This is a genomic window from Haemophilus sp. SZY H68, assembly GCF_018829685.1.
GTDB lineage: Bacteria > Pseudomonadota > Gammaproteobacteria > Enterobacterales > Pasteurellaceae > Haemophilus > Haemophilus haemolyticus_K.
On the sequence record NZ_JAHKKB010000003.1, the window covers coordinates 20,642 to 38,504 of the forward strand.

14 protein-coding genes are annotated in these 17,863 nt (G+C 40.4%); 10 read left to right on the forward strand and 4 right to left on the reverse strand.

The annotated features are described in order from the left end of the window. Position 1: 1 nt before the first annotated feature. Positions 2 to 1,378, reverse strand: a complete 1,377-nt coding sequence (locus tag KP712_RS06345) for a chloride channel protein (RefSeq protein ID WP_215770724.1) — start codon at positions 1,376 to 1,378, stop codon at positions 2 to 4. 269 nt (positions 1,379 to 1,647) lie between these two features. On the opposite strand from KP712_RS06345, the gene rpsL reads away from it, so the two are divergent. From rpsL to tuf, 4 genes are all read left to right on the forward strand, one after another. Next, positions 1,648 to 2,022, forward strand: coding sequence for a 30S ribosomal protein S12 (rpsL, locus tag KP712_RS06350; RefSeq protein WP_005543325.1), 375 nt, complete (start codon positions 1,648 to 1,650; stop codon positions 2,020 to 2,022). A 157-nt stretch (positions 2,023 to 2,179) separates the two neighbouring features. Then, a complete protein-coding gene (gene rpsG, locus KP712_RS06355; RefSeq protein ID WP_005626581.1) occupies positions 2,180 to 2,650 on the forward strand; it encodes a 30S ribosomal protein S7 in 471 nt (156 codons plus the stop codon). A gap of 83 nt (positions 2,651 to 2,733) precedes the next feature. Further along, complete coding sequence (gene fusA / locus KP712_RS06360) at positions 2,734 to 4,836, forward strand: elongation factor G (RefSeq protein WP_215770725.1); 2,103 nt, start codon at positions 2,734 to 2,736, stop codon at positions 4,834 to 4,836. A 65-nt stretch (positions 4,837 to 4,901) separates the two neighbouring features. Next, a complete protein-coding gene (gene tuf, locus KP712_RS06365) occupies positions 4,902 to 6,086 on the forward strand; it encodes an elongation factor Tu (RefSeq protein WP_049365036.1) in 1,185 nt (394 codons plus the stop codon). Positions 6,087 to 6,215: 129 nt separating this feature from the next. Here tuf and KP712_RS06370 read toward each other — a convergent pair whose 3' ends face one another. Both KP712_RS06370 and greB read right to left on the reverse strand, forming a co-directional pair. Then, on the reverse strand, positions 6,216 to 6,905 hold the full coding sequence (locus tag KP712_RS06370; RefSeq protein ID WP_215770726.1) for an rRNA large subunit pseudouridine synthase E: 690 nt from the start codon (positions 6,903 to 6,905) through the stop codon (positions 6,216 to 6,218). 3 nt (positions 6,906 to 6,908) lie between these two features. Then, positions 6,909 to 7,385 (reverse strand): transcription elongation factor GreB, encoded by a 477-nt coding sequence (gene greB, locus KP712_RS06375; RefSeq protein WP_048953387.1) that lies wholly within the window; start codon positions 7,383 to 7,385, stop codon positions 6,909 to 6,911. 107 nt (positions 7,386 to 7,492) lie between these two features. Between greB and KP712_RS06380 the strand changes: the two genes are divergently transcribed. Together KP712_RS06380 and gyrB are read left to right on the forward strand one after the other, a co-directional pair. Then, positions 7,493 to 9,805, forward strand: coding sequence for a Tex family protein (locus tag KP712_RS06380; RefSeq protein ID WP_215770779.1), 2,313 nt, complete (start codon positions 7,493 to 7,495; stop codon positions 9,803 to 9,805). 125 nt (positions 9,806 to 9,930) lie between these two features. Further along, the gene (gene gyrB, locus KP712_RS06385; protein ID WP_215770727.1) at positions 9,931 to 12,351 is read left to right on the forward strand and encodes a DNA topoisomerase (ATP-hydrolyzing) subunit B; all 2,421 of its coding nucleotides are present in this window, start codon (positions 9,931 to 9,933) and stop codon (positions 12,349 to 12,351) included. Between the two features lie 55 nt (positions 12,352 to 12,406). Here the strand turns inward: gyrB and hslR are convergent, their stop codons facing one another. Next, positions 12,407 to 12,805, reverse strand: coding sequence for a ribosome-associated heat shock protein Hsp15 (gene hslR / locus KP712_RS06390; protein ID WP_048953393.1), 399 nt, complete (start codon positions 12,803 to 12,805; stop codon positions 12,407 to 12,409). Positions 12,806 to 13,011: 206 nt separating this feature from the next. Between hslR and KP712_RS06395 the strand changes: the two genes are divergently transcribed. The 4 genes from KP712_RS06395 to zwf all read left to right on the forward strand — a co-directional run bounded on the left by KP712_RS06395 (position 13,012) and on the right by zwf (position 17,841). Then, positions 13,012 to 15,000, forward strand: a complete 1,989-nt coding sequence (locus KP712_RS06395; protein ID WP_215770728.1) for an OPT family oligopeptide transporter — start codon at positions 13,012 to 13,014, stop codon at positions 14,998 to 15,000. Between the two features lie 52 nt (positions 15,001 to 15,052). Next, positions 15,053 to 15,469, forward strand: a complete 417-nt coding sequence (locus KP712_RS06400; RefSeq protein ID WP_215770729.1) for a hypothetical protein — start codon at positions 15,053 to 15,055, stop codon at positions 15,467 to 15,469. A gap of 4 nt (positions 15,470 to 15,473) precedes the next feature. After that, positions 15,474 to 16,283: a 3'(2'),5'-bisphosphate nucleotidase CysQ gene (gene cysQ / locus KP712_RS06405; protein WP_215770730.1), complete on the forward strand. Its 810-nt coding sequence runs from the start codon at positions 15,474 to 15,476 to the stop codon at positions 16,281 to 16,283. Between the two features lie 73 nt (positions 16,284 to 16,356). Continuing rightward, complete coding sequence (zwf, locus tag KP712_RS06410) at positions 16,357 to 17,841, forward strand: glucose-6-phosphate dehydrogenase (RefSeq protein ID WP_215770731.1); 1,485 nt, start codon at positions 16,357 to 16,359, stop codon at positions 17,839 to 17,841. Positions 17,842 to 17,863: the final 22 nt, after the last annotated feature.

Below are 17,863 nucleotides of genomic sequence, written 5' to 3' on the forward strand. Positions count from 1 at the left end.
CTTATTTGGTTTTGCTGCGTAATTCTTCGGTTTGGCGAGTTTGCATTTGCTGGCGAAAACGGCCTGCAGCAAAGTGGTAAAATGGTTTTGGGCTAAATTGGCGCGAGATTATGGATGCAATAATGCTGGAAATCAAGAGCCAAATGAGAACGGGTTGTGCGCCCGTCATTTCCATTACAACAACACTGGCTGTAACTGGAGATTGTGTTCCGCCAGCTAAAAACGCCGCCATACATAAAATCACTAAAAAACGTTGATCGACCATACCGCCACTGAGATCCCACAGCATTGCACCAATACCCGCTCCTGTTGTCAGTGATGGGGTAAAGATACCACCGGCAATACCATTCCAATAAGTGGTCACTGTTGCTAAAAGTTTAAGGATGCCAATTTCAGGCTCTATGGCTTGCCCTTCTAAAGCGCGTGCAACAACCTCATAGCCAGTACCATAAGTTTGTCCATGAGTGTAACTGCCGAGAGCGGCAAGCGCTAAACCCAATAATAAGGCAATATAAATAGGATGTTGGCGAACCCAGCCACGCCATTTTTCAGGTGATAATCCTGCGAGACCTTTTGCTAATAATCGTCCGAATATGCCACCTAGAATGCCACAAACCACCCCACAAATTGCAAGCCAAAAATAGAGATAAGAAACAGATGTTGCCCCTTGATAACGTGGAAAATAAGGGTTGTTTCCTTGAATCGCGACAAGAATAAAACCAGCAGCTAATACCCCCATCAATACGCGTCGTTCCCAACGTAACATTACTCCACGTCCAAGTTCTTCAATTGCAAATATCACCCCAGCCAAAGGTGCATTAAAGGCAGCCGCAAGCCCACCCGCTGCACCTGTGGCAAGTAATTCATTGGTGCTTAATCCTCTAAATGCTAAATTATGTTTTCTACAATAATTTCCCCACGCCAGCATGACAGCTGCGCCAACTTGTACTGATGGACCTTCACGCCCAACCGATGCACCGATAAGCATAGCCAGAAAGGTAAGAGGAATTTTCCAAATAGTTTGGCTGAATTCAACTAATTTGGTTTTATAGCTACTATGAGGAAGATTAATTGATGCAATGACTTGCGGAATACCGCTTCCTCCAACATAGGGAGTATATTTTTTCGTAAACCAAGTCAGGCAAGCCATGCCTAGGGGTAACGCAAACCAAACTGCAATAGGATATTTAGATGACCAGTGAGCGTTTAATTCTAGGCCAAGATCGGATAATTTAGCAAAGCCAAATGAAAAAAGTGAGACAAATGTCGCCCCTATAATTAGGCAGATAAATTCTAAACTTTTGTGGGAAATTCTATGTGTTTGGCGTAGTTTTTTATGGAAGAAATAGCGTAAGTGAAATTTGAGCGAGCGTAACATAATGATTGTAATTTAATACCAATTAAGTAGAAATTATAAAACTGTCATTTCGCTGGGGCAATTGGTTTGGCATTTTGAATAAAAAAGTGCGGTGAATTTTGGAAGTGTTTTTTGTGCGTAACTAAAGATCCTTTCACGGATCCTTGGCACTGTTTAATTATTGACAATAAACCTCAGAACGATTAAAATTCGCCGTCTATTTCTGTATGGAAGTAGATTTTTTGAACAACATTCTATTATTGAATAACATTTAAACTGGAGCTTTTTTAATGGCAACTATCAACCAGCTAGTACGCAAACCGCGTGTGAAAAAGGTTGTAAAAAGCAACGTTCCTGCATTAGAGGCTTGCCCGCAGAAACGTGGTGTATGTACTCGTGTATATACTACAACTCCTAAAAAACCAAACTCAGCGTTACGTAAAGTATGTCGTATCCGTTTAACTAACGGTTTTGAAGTAACTTCTTATATCGGTGGTGAAGGTCACAACCTTCAAGAGCACAGTGTTGTATTAATCCGTGGTGGTCGTGTTAAAGACTTACCAGGTGTGCGTTACCACACTGTACGCGGTGCATTAGACTGCGCAGGCGTTAAAGATCGTAAACAAGGTCGTTCTAAATACGGCGTTAAACGTCCTAAAGCTTAATGGTTCTCCGTTAAGTAAGGCCAAACGTCTAAATTAGCAAAACAATTTAAACCATAAACTCCAGTCAAAAAGCGCTTTGCGCTGCAAATTTTCTCAATGAGAAATATTGCTGATGGGTTTTGGATATCCTGAAGATTAAAATACGGAGAAATTCGCAATGCCACGTCGTCGTAGTGTTGAAGCACGCAAGATTCTTCCAGATCCGAAGTTCGGTTCAGAGTTACTTGCAAAATTTATTAATGTAATCATGGTAGACGGTAAAAAATCCGTTGCTGAATCAATCGTTTATGGTGCTTTAGAAACTTTAGCACAACGCACAGGTAAAGAGCCTTTAGAAGCGTTTGAAGTTGCACTTGAAAACGTACGTCCAACTGTTGAGGTTAAATCTCGTCGTGTTGGTGGTTCTACTTACCAAGTACCAGTTGAAGTGCGCCCTGTACGTCGTAACGCATTAGGTATGCGTTGGATCGTTGAAGCAGCACGTAAACGTGGTGATAAATCAATGGCTTTACGCCTTGCAAACGAATTATCTGATGCTTCAGATAATAAAGGTGCAGCAGTGAAAAAACGTGAAGATGTTCACCGCATGGCTGAAGCTAACAAAGCATTTGCTCACTACCGTTGGTAATAAGTTTTTGAATTTAAAGGGCTTCATCATTGATGAAGCCTTACCCTTATATAAACTGATATTAAATAAACAAGGTTATAATAATGGCTCGTACAACCCCTATTGAAAGATATCGTAATATCGGTATCAGTGCGCATATTGATGCGGGTAAAACCACTACTACTGAGCGTATCTTATTCTATACTGGTGTTAGCCACAAAATCGGTGAAGTGCACGATGGTGCCGCAACGATGGACTGGATGGAACAAGAACAAGAGCGTGGTATTACCATTACCTCTGCGGCAACAACTGCATTCTGGTCTGGTATGTCACAACAGTTCCAACAACACCGCATCAACGTTATCGATACTCCAGGACACGTAGACTTTACTGTTGAAGTAGAACGTTCTATGCGTGTTCTTGATGGTGCGGTAATGGTTTACTGTGCGGTTGGTGGTGTTCAACCTCAGTCTGAAACTGTATGGCGTCAAGCTAACAAATATCAAGTTCCACGTATCGCGTTCGTAAACAAAATGGACCGTACTGGTGCTAACTTCTTACGTGTTGTTGAACAACTTAAAACTCGTTTAGGTGCTAACGCTGTTCCTCTTCAACTTCCAATTGGTGCAGAAGAAAGCTTCACCGGTGTTGTTGATTTGATCAAAATGAAAGCGATCAACTGGAACGAAGCTGACCAAGGTATGACTTTCACTTATGAAGATATTCCAGCAGATATGCAAGCTGCGTGTGAAGAATGGCGTCAAAACCTTGTTGATGCAGCAGCTGAAGCAACTGAAGAATTAATGGAAAAATATCTTGGTGGTGAAGAGTTAAGCGAAGAAGAAATCAAAGCAGGTCTTCGTCAACGCGTATTAGCAAACGAAATCATCTTGGTAACTTGTGGTTCTGCATTCAAAAACAAAGGTGTTCAAGCAATGCTTGATGCAGTTGTTGAGTACTTACCAGCACCAACTGATATTCCAGCAATCAAAGGTATCAACCCAGATGAAACTGAAGGTGAACGTCACGCAAGCGATGATGAGCCGTTCTCTTCATTAGCATTCAAAATTGCAACTGACCCATTCGTAGGTAACTTAACCTTCTTCCGTGTGTACTCAGGTGTAATTAACTCTGGTGATACAGTATTAAACTCTGTACGTCAAAAACGTGAACGTTTTGGTCGTATCGTACAGATGCACGCTAATAAACGTGAAGAAATTAAAGAAGTTCGTGCGGGCGATATCGCTGCAGCAATCGGCTTAAAAGATGTCACTACGGGTGATACATTATGTGCAATCGAAGCACCAATCATCCTTGAGCGTATGGAATTCCCAGAGCCAGTAATCTCTGTAGCAGTAGAACCTAAAACTAAAGCTGACCAAGAAAAAATGGGTCTTGCATTAGGCCGTCTTGCTCAAGAAGACCCTTCATTCCGTGTTCACACTGATGAAGAATCTGGTGAAACCATTATTTCTGGTATGGGTGAGTTACACTTAGACATCATCGTTGACCGTATGAAACGTGAGTTCAAAGTGGAAGCTAATATCGGTAAACCACAAGTATCTTACCGTGAAACTATCCGTACTCGTGTTAACGATGTGGAAGGTAAACACGCAAAACAATCTGGTGGTCGCGGTCAATATGGTCATGTTGTTATTGACTTATACCCATTAGATCCAGAAGGTCCTGGTTACGAATTTGTAAACGAAATCAAAGGTGGTGTAATCCCTGGTGAATACATTCCTGCAGTTGATAAAGGTATCCAAGAACAGCTTAAATCTGGTCCATTAGCGGGTTATCCGGTAGTAGATATTGGTGTACGTTTACACTTCGGTTCATACCATGATGTTGACTCATCAGAATTAGCGTTTAAATTAGCGGCTTCTTTAGCATTTAAAGCAGCGTTCGCTAAAGCAAACCCAGTTCTACTTGAGCCAATCATGAAAGTTGAAGTAGAAACTCCACCTGAGTATGTGGGTGATGTAATCGGTGACTTAAGCCGTCGTCGTGCTATGGTTAACGGTCAAGAAGCGAATGAATTCGTTGTTAAAATCGATGCAGAAGTTCCACTTTCTGAAATGTTCGGTTATGCAACAGACTTACGTTCACAAACTCAAGGTCGTGCATCATACTCAATGGAACCGTTAAAATATGCTGAAGCGCCAACAAGTGTTGCTGCTGCAGTAATTGAAGCGCGTAAAAAATAATTTTTTGTAACAATCCGCTCTATAAGTCGAATGGCTTATAGAGCATTTTCTAGGAAACTAAACAAATGTCTAAAGAAAAATTTGAACGTACAAAACCGCACGTAAACGTGGGTACAATCGGCCACGTTGACCACGGTAAAACAACTTTAACAGCAGCAATCACAACCGTATTAGCAAAACACTACGGTGGTGCAGCTCGTGCATTCGACCAAATCGATAACGCGCCAGAAGAAAAAGCGCGTGGTATCACCATCAACACCTCACACGTTGAATACGATACTCCAACTCGTCACTACGCACACGTTGACTGCCCAGGACACGCGGACTATGTTAAAAACATGATTACCGGTGCGGCGCAAATGGACGGTGCTATTTTAGTAGTAGCAGCGACAGATGGTCCAATGCCACAAACTCGTGAGCACATCTTATTAGGTCGCCAAGTAGGTGTACCTTACATCATCGTATTCTTAAACAAATGCGACATGGTAGATGACGAAGAGTTATTAGAATTAGTAGAAATGGAAGTTCGTGAACTTCTTTCTCAATATGACTTCCCAGGTGACGATACACCAATCGTACGTGGTTCTGCATTACAAGCATTAAACGGCGTTGCAGAATGGGAAGAAAAAATCCTTGAGTTAGCAAACCACTTAGATACTTACATTCCTGAGCCAGAGCGTGCAATTGACCAACCGTTCCTTCTTCCAATCGAAGACGTGTTCTCAATTTCAGGTCGTGGTACAGTAGTAACTGGTCGTGTTGAGCGTGGTATCATCCGTACTGGTGATGAAGTTGAAATCGTTGGTATCAAACCAACATCGAAAACAACAGTAACTGGTGTTGAAATGTTCCGTAAATTACTTGACGAAGGTCGTGCAGGTGAAAACATCGGTGCATTATTACGTGGTACCAAACGTGAAGAAATCGAACGTGGTCAAGTATTAGCGAAACCAGGTTCAATCACTCCACACACTGATTTCGAATCAGAAGTTTACGTATTATCAAAAGATGAAGGTGGTCGTCACACTCCATTCTTCAAAGGTTACCGTCCACAGTTCTATTTCCGTACAACTGACGTAACTGGTACAATCGAATTACCAGAAGGCGTGGAAATGGTAATGCCTGGTGATAACATCAAAATGACAGTAAGCTTAATCCACCCAATCGCGATGGACCAAGGTTTACGTTTCGCAATCCGTGAAGGTGGCCGTACAGTTGGTGCGGGCGTTGTAGCGAAAATCATCAAATAATAGATGTAGCGAATATAGTCTAAGAGACAAGTAAGAGAAAAGTGCGGTGAGTTTTCATCGCACTTTTTTGTTTATGAGTATTAGATATATCTCTATAATATTTATAATTATCAAGCTATATTTATCAGATTAGTATCTTATCTTTAATTGATTAAATAGGTCTTTTATTTCATCTAATGACAATGATCTAAATGCACCATTTTTTAAATTATTGATGGATAAATCGCCGATATTTACTCTTATTAGCCGTAAAGTGGGGAAACCAATATGGGCGGTCATTCTACGAACTTGACGATTACGCCCTTCATTAATTTTTATTTCTAGCCAACTTGTTGGAATATTTTTACGATCTCGGATCGGCGGATTTCGTTCCCATAGTTTAGGTTCGGAGATATGGCGTACTTTGGCTGGGTTAGTTATGCCATCTTTAAGTTTTACGCCTTTTCTAAGTTGATCTAAAGTTTTTTCTTCGGGTATTCCTTCAATTTGTACCCAATAAGTTTTTTCTGTTTTAAATTGAGGATCTGCTAAGCGATGTTGTAGTTCGCCATTGTTAGTTAGAATCAATAATCCCTCACTATCTCTATCTAATCGTCCTGCTGCATAAATATTTGGAATAGAAATAAAATCTTTTAATGTGCGACGACCTTGCTCATCAGTAAATTGAGTAAGCACGTCAAAGGGTTTATTAAATAAGATAACTTTCGTTTCTTTTAGTGAGATGAGTTTAAACTTTGACTTTTGCTTGAAAGTGCGGTGAAAATTATTCGAATTTTGTTTGATCTTATTTAAAGAGAAAGATGATGAATGTTTTTTCATTGCTTACTTCTCATACCAAATTCGGTTCACATAGAGAATTATTTTGCCAGAGGGTGTTTTTACATGGATTTCATCATCAACGCTTTTACCGATTAAAGCACGCGCGACAGGAGAATCAATGGAGATCCAATTTTTAGCAGGATCGAATTCATCACATCCGACTAGGCGATATTGCTTCACTTCTCCCTCTTCATTTTCTAGCTCAACCCACGCACCAAAAAACACTTTACCTTCTTGTTTCGGACTGTAATCTACTATTTGTAGTACTTCTAGTCGTTTAGAAAGAAAGCGTACACGACGATCAATTTCACGTAAGCGGCGTTTACCATAAATATATTCGGCATTTTCGCTACGATCGCCTAAAGCAGCGGCATCAGAGACTGCTTGAGTGACTTTGGGACGTTCTTCTTTCCACAAAAACTTGAGTTCTTGATCAAGCTCATTCCAGCCTTGACGGGTAATATAATTTGATTTTGCCATAATAAAAATAAAATAAAGTTTTTCGAATTATATTTGAGCCAACAGCCTAAAACCAGTATTCTATCCCCGTTTTTTCTCGAATCCTTTCATAACAAAGAAGTATGACAATGTTAAATCAACAAATTAGCCAAATTATTGCGGCTGAATTAACCGTTCAACCCCAACAAATTCTTGCAGCCATTCAATTATTAGATGATGGCAATACCATTCCATTTATCGCCCGTTATCGTAAAGAAGCCACAGATGGCTTAGATGACACCCAGCTTCGCCATTTTGAAACCCGTTTAATTTATTTACGTGAATTAGAAGAACGTCGTCAAACTATCTTGAAATCTATTGAAGAGCAAGGGAAATTGACCGATGAATTGCGTAACAAAATTCATTCAACACAAAGCAAAACTGAATTAGAGGATTTGTATTTGCCGTACAAACCAAAACGTCGTACCAAAGGGCAAATTGCCATTGAAGCTGGTCTTGAGCCATTGGCTGATTTACTTTGGAACGAGCCAAAAAATGATCCAGAATCAACCGCACTTTCCTTTGTTGATGCTGAAAAAGGCGTAGCTGATAGCAAAGCTGCATTAGATGGTGCTCGTTATATTTTAATGGAGCGTTTTGCTGAAGATGCGGGCTTATTAGCGAAAGTGCGTGATTATTTAGCGAAAAATGCGGTTATAGTATCTAAAGTGATTGAAGGCAAAGAAGCGGAAGGCGCAAAATTCCAAGATTATTTCGACCACCAAGAATTATTGAAAAATGTACCTTCTCACCGTGCATTAGCCATGTTCCGTGGACGTAATGAGGGTATTTTACAATTAAGCTTAAATTCTGATCCTGATGCGGAAGAGGGAAGTCGCCAAAGCTATTGTGAAGAGATTATTCGTGATTATTTAGATGTACGTTTTACGGGTCAGCCTGCGGATAAATGGCGTGAGCAAGTGATTGCATGGACATGGAAAATCAAAGTTTCGTTGCATTTAGAAACGGAATTAATGGCGAGTTTACGTGAAAAAGCGGAAGAAGAGGCCATTGATGTTTTCGCTCGAAATCTGACCGCACTTTTAATGGCAGCACCCGCTGGTGCGAAAAGTACCATGGGCTTGGACCCAGGCTTGCGTACGGGAGTTAAAGTTGCAGTGGTGGATAACACAGGTAAATTATTAGATACTACCACCATTTATCCACACACGGGGCGTGAAGCTGAAGCACAAGTGGCGATTTTCAGCTTAATCCGCAAACATAACGTAGAGTTAATTGCCATTGGTAACGGTACCGCTTCTCGTGAAACAGAACGTTTTGCGAAAGACGTGATTAAAGAAATTAAAGAAAATAAACCTCAAACCGTTGTGGTGAGCGAGGCGGGCGCATCCGTTTATTCTGCCTCTGAATTTGCGGCAAATGAATTCCCGAATTTAGATGTATCTTTACGTGGTGCAGTCTCTATTGCCCGTCGTTTACAAGATCCATTGGCAGAATTAGTGAAAATCGAACCGAAAGCCATTGGTGTGGGGCAATATCAGCACGATGTAAACCAAACCCAACTTGCACGTAAACTCGATGCTGTGGTGGAAGACTGTGTAAACGCAGTAGGTGTGGATTTGAATACAGCATCCGCGTCATTGCTTGCTCGCGTGGCAGGGATGACGAAAACCTTAGCGCAAAACATTGTGGAATATCGTGATGAAAATGGTCGTTTTGAAAGCCGCAGCGAATTGAAAAAAGTGCCTCGTTTAGGGCCAAAAGCCTTTGAGCAATGTGCAGGCTTTATGCGTATTGCAGGTGGGAAAAATCCACTTGATGCTTCAGGTGTTCACCCAGAAGCGTATCCTGTGGTGGAAAAAATCTTGCAAGCCACTGCGCAATCTATTCAAGATTTAATGGGTAATGCGGGTGTGGTACGTCAGCTTGATGCTAAACAATTTATTGATGAGCAATTTGGTTTACCTACGGTTCAAGATATTTTCAAAGAATTGGAAAAACCAGGGCGCGATCCGCGTGGTGAGTTTAAAACTGCTGTATTTGCAGAAGGCGTAGAAGAAATCACCGATTTAAAACCAGGCATGATTTTAGAAGGTACCGTCACTAATGTAACCAACTTTGGCGCATTTGTAGATATTGGTATTCACCAAGACGGTTTAGTACATATTTCATCATTAAGCGATAAATTCGTGGAAGATCCACATCAAGTGGTGAAAACTGGCGATATCGTAAAAGTAAAAGTGTTGGAAGTCGATGTGCCGCGTAAACGTATTGCGTTGACGATGCGATTAGATGAAAGTGCGGTCAAGAATGATGGCAAATCTGACCGCACTTTATCTGCAAGACCTCGTGGAAATACGCAGCGAGAGGAGCGTAGTTCAAGAGGTAATAATGCGATGGGCAATGCCTTTGCCGATGCGTTAAAAAATTGGAAAAAATAACAAGTTATAGGGCGAGATTATTCGCCCTTTTTTTATATCTTTCCTTTCCTGAAAAGCATCGCCAAAACGGCGATTTTTTGCTATAATCCCACCCAATTTTTATTTACAAAAGAATGAGATAAATTATGTCAGAAACGACCAATGATAACTATGGTGCATCGAGCATTAAAGTATTAAAAGGCCTTGATGCGGTGCGTAAACGTCCTGGTATGTATATCGGTGATACCGATGACGGTACTGGTTTGCACCATATGGTATTTGAAGTGGTGGATAATGCCATTGATGAAGCCCTCGCTGGCCATTGTTCCGATATTATCGTGACAATTCATGATGATAATTCTGTATCGGTGCAAGATGATGGGCGTGGTATTCCTGTGGATATTCACCCAGAAGAAGGCGTTTCTGCAGCAGAAGTTATCATGACTGTGCTTCACGCTGGCGGTAAATTTGACGATAACTCTTATAAAGTATCGGGCGGTTTACACGGTGTGGGCGTATCAGTGGTGAATGCGCTTTCTGATAAATTACAGTTAACCATTCGTCGTCAAGGTCACGTTCATGAGCAATTTTATCATTTAGGTGAGCCACAAGCACCACTAACAGTGATTGGTGACACAGAGGCAACGGGGACAACGGTTCGTTTCTGGCCAAGCTCAGATATTTTTGCTATCACAACCTTTGATTACAAAATCTTAGCAAAACGCTTACGCGAGCTTTCTTTCTTAAACTCAGGCGTATCTATTCGTTTAATTGATAAACGTGATGGCTCTGAAGATCATTTCCATTACGAAGGCGGTATTCAAGCATTCGTCGAATATTTGAACAAAAATAAAAACCCAATCCATCCAAAACCATTTTATTTTACAGCTGAGAAAGATGGCATCGGCGTAGAAGTCGCCTTGCAGTGGAATGATGGTGTAAATGAAAACGTGTATTGCTTCACCAATAACATTCCTCAACGTGATGGCGGTACTCACTTAGCAGGTTTCCGTGGAGCTTTAACCCGTAGCTTAAACAGCTATATGGAAAACGAAGGTATGCTGAAAAAAGAAAAAGTGGCCACTTCTGGCGATGATGCGCGTGAAGGTTTGGTGGCGATTATTTCAGTTAAAGTGCCTGATCCAAAATTCTCATCGCAAACTAAAGATAAACTCGTGTCTTCAGAAGTTAAAAGTGCGGTGGAGTCTGCGATGAATGAAAAAATGCAGGAATATTTATTGGAAAATCCTGCAGATGCAAAAATCATTGTAAACCAAATTATCATGGCCGCTCGTGCGCGCGAAGCTGCACGTAAAGCGCGTGAAATGACGCGACGTAAAGGGGCATTAGATATTGCAGGTTTACCGGGTAAACTTGCAGACTGCCAAGAAAAAGATCCTGCGCTTTCTGAACTTTACTTGGTGGAGGGGGACTCCGCGGGTGGTTCTGCAAAAGTTGGTCGAGATCGTAAAACTCAAGCAATTTTGCCATTGAAAGGTAAAATCTTAAACGTAGAAAAAGCACGTTTTGACAAAATGTTGTCTTCCCAAGAGGTGGGAACATTGATTACTGCCTTGGGTTGCGGTATTGGTCGTGATGAATATAACCCAGATAAATTACGCTATCATCATATCATTATCATGACCGATGCTGATGTGGATGGTTCTCACATTCGTACGTTGCTTTTAACGTTTTTCTATCGTCAAATGCCTGAGCTTATTGAACGTGGTTATGTTTACATTGCTCAACCGCCACTTTACAAAGTGAAAAAAGGAAAACAAGAACGCTACATTAAAGATGCGGATGAAATGGAGCAATATGAATTAACGCTTGCGTTAGATGGCGCGGAATTACATATTAGCGTAAATGCACCAGCAATGAATGCCCTTGTATTTGAAAAATTGGTGGCAGAATATAACAGCGTACAAAAACTTATCAGTCGTTTAAGTCGCCATTATCCAACTCCAGTGTTGCAAGGATTAATTTATCAGTCTCCAATTTCTGTCGAAATGATGAAAGACGAAAGTGCGGTGGAAAATTGGGGTAAATCTTTTGTTGAACAACTGACTGCAAAAGAAACAGAAGCACATCAATATTCAGTGCGTACACAATTTAACGCGGAACGACAAGTGTATGAAGCAGTGATTACTGTTCGCAAACACGGTATTGATACCGATTATTTCTTGAATTTTGATTTTGTTCACGGCAATGAATACGCGAAAATTGTTTCTCTTAATAAACAACTCAATGGTTTATTAGAAGAAGGCGCTTATGTCACACGTGGTGAAAAAGTACAACCAGTGCGTAGCTTTGAACAAGCCGTTGAATGGCTAGTGAAAGAATCTCGTAAAGGCCTTGAAGTACAACGTTATAAAGGACTTGGTGAAATGAACGCGGATCAACTTTGGGAAACCACAATGGATCCAAATTCACGTCGTATGTTGAAGGTTTCTATTAAGGATGCTGTTGCAGCAGATCAACTCTTCACGACCTTAATGGGAGATGAAGTTGAGCCACGTCGTGAGTTCATTGAGCTGAATGCGTTACGTGCAAATTTAGATATTTAATCGAAATATAGCAAGAAAAATAACCGTGCTTGTAAGATTAAGTGCGGTTATTTTTTTATTCAAAGTGATCTTGGTGTTTAAATTTTAGTAAATTACGTCTTTCTTGTTTATTTGGGCGACGATCAGGATGGGGCATAGATAATGCGTTATTTTTACGAGCCCATGCTATTTCCTCACGTTTTTTTAGGCTTGTTTCCGTTTCTCGGTAAAGTAATTGTGCATCAGGTGCGCCACGACGTTGATCACTTAATGCAAGTACTTCAACTTCTTTTTCTTCATTCCCTTGGCGTAATTTTATTAATGCACCTAGTTCTACTATTTTACTAACTTTTGCACGTTGTCCATTGTAGTGTATTTTCCCCCCTTCAATCATGGTTTTGGCGATAGTACGAGTTTTGTAAAAACGTGCTGCCCATAACCATTTATCTAAGCGGACACCTTCTTTGCTAGCCATGAATTTACCTTTTGGATTACGTTATTATTGAATAAGATAGTATCACAAATCTTATTTATTGCATTTTTATTAAATTAGGAAAGAGAAATACCGCTTAATTTAAATATTTTCTAATTGAATAAAATTAAGATTAAAAGTACTTGAAAAAATATGTGTTTTTTGCGATTTTTAAAGTGTTCTCTTTTTTTTACTTAAGGATGTAACATATGCATAACGAAAACTTAAAAGAATTGACCCTTCGAGGAATTATCCTCGGCGCATTGATTACAGTGATTTTCACTGCATCCAATGTGTATCTCGGTCTAAAAGTGGGGATGACATTCGCGTCATCTATTCCAGCTGCCGTCATTTCTATGGCAGTGCTCAAATTTTTTAAAGATTCCAGTATCCTTGAAAATAACATGGTGCAAACCCAAGCATCTTCAGCGGGGACACTTTCTTCTGTGATCTTCGTCTTACCAGGCTTATTAATGATGGGGTACTGGCAAGACTTCCCATTCTGGCAAACTATGTTGATTTGTGCTGCCGGTGGTACATTGGGTGTGTTATTCACCATTCCATTACGCCGTGCGATGGTGGTAAACAGTGATTTACCTTATCCTGAAGGTGTAGCGGCTGCAGAAATCTTAAAAGCGGGTAATCATGCAGATGGCGATAGCGGTGTGAAAGATATTGCTTACGGTGGTGTTTTAGCGGGATTAGTTGCATTTTTAACTAACGGTTTACGCGTGATGGCTGATGGTGCAAGTGCTTGGATTCAAACTGGTAAAGCAGCTTTCCAATTACCAATGGGCTTCTCACTTGCCTTACTTGGTGCAGGTTATTTAATTGGTATCGTAGGCGGTATTGCGATGTTAATCGGTGTTATTTTGACTTGGGGTGTGGCTGTGCCATATTTCACGATGTCAGGTGATATCGCGGCAGACGCAAGCTTAATTGATGCCGCAATGGTGGTTTGGAAAACGAAAGTACGCTTTATTGGTGTAGGTACAATTGGTATTGCAGCGATTTGGACATTACTTATTTTAATGAAACCAATGATTGAAGGGATGGTACATTCTTTCCGTATGTTGAAAGGTGGACAGGCCGAATCTGATCATCGAGTTGATATTGACCTTTCTCCAAAAACAATGATTTATATCTTAATCGCGACTGTTGTGTTAATTGTTATTTCATTATACCACTTTATCGCGGCTGCACCGATTTCACCTGAGCTTTCTATTTTATTAGTTGTAGTTTGTACTTTCTTAGCGGTATTTATCGGCTTCTTTGTGGCTGCAGCTTCTGGTTATATGGCGGGTTTAGTGGGTTCATCTTCAAGCCCAATTTCTGGTATCGGGATTATTTCTGTTATCGTGATTTCATTGGTATTGGTGTCAATCGGTAATGCATCTGGCTTATTTGAAACCGTAGATGGTCAGAAATTTTTGACCGCACTTACACTCTTTACTGCGTCAATTGTATTAACCACCGCAACGATTTCTAACGATAACTTGCAAGATTTAAAAACGGGTTTATTAGTGGATGCGACACCTTGGCGTCAACAAGTAGCATTAATTATCGGCTGCTTTGTCGGTGCGCTTGTTATCGCGCCAGTATTAGAAATCTTATATCATGCGTATGGTTTCAGCGGTGCGTTGCCACGTCCAGATATGGATCCTTCACAAGCGCTATCTGCACCACAAGCAACATTAATGACCACCATTTCTCAAGGTATTTTTACCAATAAATTGGAATGGACTTACATTTTAACTGGTGTGGTTTTAGGGGCTGTGTTAATTACGATTGATGCATTCTTGAAAAAAGTCAGCAACAAAGTCTTTGGCTTGCCAGTTATTGCCGTGGGGATTGGTATTTACTTACCACCATCAATTAATATGCCTGTGATTGTCGGTGCATTCTTAGCGTGGATCATGACTCGTCATATTGCAAAACTTGGTAACAAAGAAGTGTCTGCTAAAGCAGAACGTTTCGGTACGCTTTTCTCTGCAGGTTTAATTGTAGGTGAAAGCTTAATGGGTGTGATTTTAGCATTCATTATTGCGGCTTCTGTTACCACTGGCGGTTCTGAAGCGCCATTATCCTTAAATCTTGAAAACTGGGATACTATTGGCGAGTGGTTAGGTTTAATCGTATTTATCGTGGGTATTGTGATTTTTGCATCTCGCGTATTACGTGCGAAAAAATCTGATTAATCCTTAAATTTATTTTAGAATAGGCTACCTTTTGGATAGCCTATTTTTTATTATGAAATCTTACTTAAAAACACTTATTTTTTTTCCTCTGATTTTACAGATAATGGTCACCGCACTTTTGATTTGGTTCGATGATGATTCAAGTGGCGTTATCGTTCCTTTTTCTAGCTATGCTCTCACAGCATTTCTTCTTGCCACCATTCCCGCATTTTTAACCGCACTTTTAGCTGCAAAATTCCGTTACACACGTTATAACATTGCTTCGATTGTATTAGTTTCATCGATCATTTCATTTGTTTACTGCAATATGGCATCTTATTTTTATTTGTTATTGCTCGGCGAACAAGAAACTTCCTTTTGGGGATGGTTGACCAAAGGGGGATTATCCCTCGGGTTAATAAGCACATGCGGAATGGTATTTTATGCTCTATTTGTGATGCCGTGGTTGCTGCCAAAAACAAGAGAATAATTTTATGCTGACGCTAAACGAACACTTACTTAATCAAGTATTGCTGATTGCTTATCAAGCGGGTAAGCATTTGCAACAGTTTTATCAAAAACAGGTTCATGTTGAATTGAAAGAAGACAACACGCCTGTGACAGAAGCGGATCTTTTTGTGAGCCAATTTTTAACAGAAAAATTAACCGCACTTTTCCCTAATGTCCCCGTTCTTTCTGAAGAAAATTGTCATATTTCCTTTGAAGAACGTAAAAATTGGAAAGAATATTGGTTGATTGATCCTCTTGATGGCACACAACAATTTATTGATCGTACCGATCAATTTTCTGTGTTGATAACCTTAGTTCGTAAAAATAAGCCAGTATTAAGCATTATTCATGCACCAATTTTATCGACAACTTATTATGCAATGCGTGATTTCGGCGCATTTAAAAAACAACTGGATCAGGTAAAAAAACTCACTAAAACCACGATGAATTTTGACCGCCCTTTACGAATTGCGGTAGGTGCAACCACTTCACAAGAAAAAGTGAGGTCGATTTTACCGAAGGATTTTCCTAGTGAATTTGTTGTGGTGGGTTCAAGTAGCTTAAAAAGCGGTTTAGTGGCTGAAGGTGCAGTAGATTGTTATGTTCGTTTAGGACGAACAGGCGAATGGGATACCGCTGGCGCTGAAGTGTTACTGGGTGAAACTCACGGTGCTATTTTTGACTCTCATTTTGAGCCTTTAACCTATAACCAACGTGAAACCTTGATTAATCCGCATTTTGTCATGGTGGGCGATCAATCGTTCGATTGGCGTTCTATCTTTCAATTTAATTGATTGGTTCGATTGGTTTTTTTCTCTAGAATACGGCATTATTTTCCGATATTACTCGGAATCTTAAGGAATAATTATGCAAACTGATAATAACTGTATCGTCATCTTTGGCGCGTCTGGTGACTTAACTCACCGTAAACTCATTCCAGCCCTTTATAATCTCTATAAAATCGGGCGTTTGAGTGAAAATTTTTCCGTTCTTGGTGTTGCACGTTCTGACTTGAACGATGAAACTTTCCGCGAAAAAATGCGTGAAACGTTAATCCATAATGAAGAAACAACACCAGAAACCTTAGATGCTTTCTGCTCCCATCTTTATTACCAAGCAGTGAATACTTCTGATGCTCAAGATTATGGCAAACTTGTTCCACGCTTAGATAATCTTCATGATAAATATCAAACCTGTGGTAACACCCTTTACTATATGTCCACTCCGCCAAGTCTTTATGGCGTGATTCCTGAGTGTTTGGCTGCACATGGTTTAAATACGGAAGAGTATGGCTGGAAACGTATTATTGTGGAAAAACCTTTTGGTTACGATGAAAAAACAGCGCAAGCATTAGACGTACAAATCCACCGTTTCTTTGAAGAACACCAAATTTATCGTATCGACCATTATTTAGGTAAAGAAACCGTTCAGAACTTGCTCGTATTACGTTTCTCAAATGGTTGGTTTGAACCGCTTTGGAACCGAAATTTCATTGATTATGTAGAAATTACGGGTGCAGAATCTATAGGCGTGGAAGAGCGCGGTGGCTATTATGATGGTTCTGGCGCAATGCGCGATATGTTCCAAAACCATTTATTGCAAGTATTAGCGATGGTAGCAATGGAGCCGCCAGCGATTATTAATGCGAACTCCATGCGTGATGAAGTAGCAAAAGTGATGCATAGTTTGCGTCCATTAACTGCAGAAGATATGGAGCATAATCTCGTTTTAGGTCAATACACTGCGGCTGAAATTAACGGCAAAATGGAAAATGGCTATTTAGAAGAAAAAGGCGTACCGTCAGATTCTCGCACTGAAACCTACATCGCATTGCGTTGTGAAATTGAAAACTGGCGTTGGGCTGGTGTGCCGTTCTATGTCCGTACGGGTAAACGCTTACCGGCTCGTGTGACTGAAATTGTGATCCATTTTAAAACTACGCCACATCCTGTATTCAGTCAAAATGCACCAGAGAATAAATTGATTATTCGTATTCAACCTGATGAAGCGATTTCAATGCGTTTTGGTTTGAAAAAACCGGGTGCAGGTTTTGAAGCGAAAGAAGTATCAATGGATTTCCGTTATGCAGATTTAGCAGGTGCACAAGTATTAACCGCTTATGAACGCTTATTGTTAGATGCGATGAAAGGCGATGCAACCTTGTTTGCGCGTACCGATGCTGTGCATGCCGCATGGAAATTTGTGCAACCGATTTTAGATTACAAAGCTAATGGTGGTCGTATTCATGAATATGAAGCCGGCACTTGGGGGCCTGTTGCAGCTGATAAATTAATCGCAAAACAAGGCAAAGTTTGGCGTAAACCGACAGGTTTAATGAAGAAAAAAGTTTAATTAATCTAATTGGGTGGGCTTT

Coding starts and splice junctions, on each gene's coding strand:
- zwf (WP_215770731.1), top strand. CDS start 16,357: ATGCAAACTGATAATAACTGTATCGTCATCTTTGGCGCGTCTGGTGAC.
- KP712_RS06380 (WP_215770779.1), top strand. CDS start 7,493: ATGTTAAATCAACAAATTAGCCAAATTATTGCGGCTGAATTAACCGTT.
- KP712_RS06395 (WP_215770728.1), top strand. CDS start 13,012: ATGCATAACGAAAACTTAAAAGAATTGACCCTTCGAGGAATTATCCTC.
- gyrB (WP_215770727.1), top strand. CDS start 9,931: ATGTCAGAAACGACCAATGATAACTATGGTGCATCGAGCATTAAAGTA.
- KP712_RS06400 (WP_215770729.1), top strand. CDS start 15,053: ATGAAATCTTACTTAAAAACACTTATTTTTTTTCCTCTGATTTTACAG.
- KP712_RS06345 (WP_215770724.1), bottom strand. CDS start 1,378: ATGTTACGCTCGCTCAAATTTCACTTACGCTATTTCTTCCATAAAAAA.
- cysQ (WP_215770730.1), top strand. CDS start 15,474: ATGCTGACGCTAAACGAACACTTACTTAATCAAGTATTGCTGATTGCT.
- rpsG (WP_005626581.1), top strand. CDS start 2,180: ATGCCACGTCGTCGTAGTGTTGAAGCACGCAAGATTCTTCCAGATCCG.
- KP712_RS06370 (WP_215770726.1), bottom strand. CDS start 6,905: ATGAAAAAACATTCATCATCTTTCTCTTTAAATAAGATCAAACAAAAT.
- rpsL (WP_005543325.1), top strand. CDS start 1,648: ATGGCAACTATCAACCAGCTAGTACGCAAACCGCGTGTGAAAAAGGTT.
- tuf (WP_049365036.1), top strand. CDS start 4,902: ATGTCTAAAGAAAAATTTGAACGTACAAAACCGCACGTAAACGTGGGT.
- fusA (WP_215770725.1), top strand. CDS start 2,734: ATGGCTCGTACAACCCCTATTGAAAGATATCGTAATATCGGTATCAGT.
- hslR (WP_048953393.1), bottom strand. CDS start 12,805: ATGGCTAGCAAAGAAGGTGTCCGCTTAGATAAATGGTTATGGGCAGCA.
- greB (WP_048953387.1), bottom strand. CDS start 7,385: ATGGCAAAATCAAATTATATTACCCGTCAAGGCTGGAATGAGCTTGAT.